Source organism: Clostridium sp. AF34-13 (assembly GCF_003477845.1).
Lineage (GTDB): Bacteria > Bacillota > Clostridia > Lachnospirales > Lachnospiraceae > Butyribacter > Butyribacter intestini.
Map to the genome: position 1 here is coordinate 1 of NZ_QUEB01000037.1, position 3036 is coordinate 3036.

The 3036-nt window shown below is 31.3% G+C and carries 2 protein-coding genes; both read left to right on the forward strand.

Annotation, left to right across the window (positions count from 1 at the left end):
- Nucleotides 1-356 precede the first annotated feature (356 nt).
- Nucleotides 357-1139 carry a hypothetical protein gene (locus DWZ63_RS15475; protein ID WP_118500359.1) on the forward strand — a complete coding sequence of 261 codons (783 nt, stop codon included), beginning with the start codon at nucleotides 357-359 and terminating at the stop codon, nucleotides 1137-1139.
- A gap of 660 nt (nucleotides 1140-1799) precedes the next feature.
- On the forward strand, nucleotides 1800-3036 hold a 1237-nt coding region (locus tag DWZ63_RS15485), incomplete at its 3' end, for an AAA family ATPase (RefSeq protein ID WP_118500361.1).

The window sequence follows — 3036 nt, forward strand, 5'->3', positions numbered from 1 at the left end:
AATTATGATGCAGAGCTTATAAAGCGAGGAGTAAAACAAGAAAATATCCATCACTACGGATTTGCGTTTAGAGGTAAAGAGGTGCTGATAGACGGTAAATAAATGGTAAAATCACTATCACAAAGTTTGACATGCCATCTGTTATCATGTTTTAAACAGCAAGTTTAAAGCATGATAACAGATGGTATGTCTTTTTTGAATTAAAAAATAAAGATGACATATATTGTCGTGGTTGAATTGTATAATTGAAAAAAGTATTATCAGTAATCTGCTTGCTGTTGATTATTAGAGATATACAGTATCTTTTGAAGAAAAAAAGAAAGAAGTTTGAACAGAAAGATTAGGAGGAATGAGTAATGAAGTATATTAATCAGGATTTTTTACAACGGGAATTGTCATTGAATGGATTGGGTTATCTTCCGTTTGTTGAATGGTCAACATCAGAAATTGTTAGGGTAAATAACCTTTCAAATATGTGTATAAATTCAACAGAAGTATTTTGGCTGTTTAGTTATATCAAGAATAATTATCGCTCTACATTATCACAGTTCTGTAATTGGTATGATATTGAAAATGATGTATTGGGATTTCCTACAGTACAAAGAGAACTTAGACATTCGATAGAAGCATATTTGGATTTATATAATTTGGTTAATTATGAGGATTACAAACAGGTACTTTTATATTGTTCTAATTCAAACAAAGAAAAAAGGCATGATATTAAATTGGGAGAATACAAGGAATTTCTTTTTAACAATGAATTTACAATACAGTCTAAATATAATATTTCCAGATTGAATAACAAAGAATTGCTTGTGTTGGCTAAGGAGGCTAATAGTTATACTCATCCTAATGTATATTTAGATATTATAAAAATAAATAGCAATAAAGATGAGTTGTTAAGAAATTTGATAACAACAAATGTATATTTGACAAATGACTCATATAGGCTTTTCATAGAAGGACTTAGAACAATGGGAGCTGATACAAGGTTATTGAATGGTTATGTGAATGTCAATGGTTACAAGTATTTATACCAAGAGTGGTATGATATTAAAAAAAATGAAGTCGATAAAGTTATTGAGGAATTTTTTTATCAGCCTACACATATATTTCAGAACTACTTTTATCAGGCATAATGTGATATTTAACAACTTTTAGAGTGTGTTTGATAACTAAAATACAGAAAACAGTATAGATTCATCAAACAGAAAGAAAGTGATACTACCGGAACTTCCGGCAGTACAAATGACAGTACAAACGACAATACAAGCACAAAAATAAGTGTAGGAAAAGTTACCATATCCAAAGCAAAAAATATCAAAGGCAGAAAAGTTGAGATTCAATATAAAAAAGTAAGTAAAGCAAAAGGATATCAGATACGCTATTCTTTGAAGACAAATATGGGTTCGAGCAAAACGAAGTCAACGACAAAAACAAAATATACTTTAAAATCATTGAAGAAAAATAAGAAATATTATATTCAGGTGAGAGATACCGCTATAATGCTTCGGATAAAAAAGTATATGGAAAATGGAGTTCAAAGAAATCCATAAAAGTAAATAAGTAAATGAGTATAAGTTTATAAAGAGAAAAGGCAATTATCGCAATAACAGGGTTGTTTACCGCATCGCAGGTGTGGACGGTAGGATACCGGTTGTGGTAGTTGCCTTTTGAATTTGCTGTCTTTACTTTGTTTTGATGTAATGTTATCATAATTACATTGGAATAGTTTCGTGGATAAAAAATCAATGTGAATCAGAAATAAAAATGTGTTAGAGTTGTATTGGAGGAGGCTTATGAAAAGAGTAGCGATAGGCAAACAAAGTTTTGAGGATATCAGGAAGAAAGATTGTTTTTATGTAGATAAGACAGCATTTATAAAGGAATGGTGGGAAATGGAAGATGATGTGACACTTATCACCCGTCCACGCCGTTTCGGAAAAACATTAAATATGGATATGTTAAACTGTTTTTTTTCAAACAAATATAAAGACAGAGGTGATTTGTTTGAAGGTCTTGACATATGGAAGGAGGAAGACTATCGAAGGTTGCAGGGAACATATCCGGTGATATTTTTAAGTTTTGCGGATATAAAGGCAAATAATTTTAAAGATACAAAAAATGATTTTGTGTCAGTGATAAATGATGTATATAAACAACATTCGTATCTGCTAAAAAGTGATAAATTGACAGAAGCAGAAAAAACTATATATGGGCAGTTAGATACTTATGCAAACAATGCAGATGTAAATAAAGAGATATCAAATGAAATTGTATGCAGAGCAATAAAATCTCTGGCTGAAATGTTGTATAAATATTATGGAAAAAAAGTGATAATTCTTCTCGATGAATACGACACACCGATGCAGGAGGCATATGTAAACGGCTACTGGGAAGAACTTGTGACATTTACGAGAAGTTTTTTTAATTCTACCTTTAAGACAAATCCATATCTCGAAAGAGCGATAATGACTGGGATAACAAGGGTGTCCAAAGAGAGCATCTTTAGTGACCTTAATAACCTTGAAGTGGTTACAACATTATCACTAAAATATACTACTGTATTTGGATTTACAGAGCAGGAAGTGTTTGATGCACTTGATGAGTTTGCTCTTTCTGAACAAAAGGGAGAAGTAAAAGCATGGTATGATGGTTTCGTATTTGGAGAGCAAAAAGATATTTATAATCCATGGTCGATAATCAATTATCTTGATAAAAAGAAAATTGCATTATATTGGGCGGAATCAAGTTCAAACGGACTTATAAATAATCTTGTTCAAAAAGGAAGCCCATATATAAAAAAGATGCTGGAAACACTTATTAGTGGGGAAAACATAAAAGTTCCGATTGATGAGCAGATAGTGTTTTCGGAGCTTGATTATTCAGAGGATGCGGTATGGAGCCTTATGCTTGCAAGCGGATATCTTAAAGTTATATCAGCAGAAGAACTAAACATGATAAGAGAAAGTGATAATGAGTATGAACTGGCTCTTACAAACAGAGAAATACTGTTTATGTTTAGGAAAATGATAC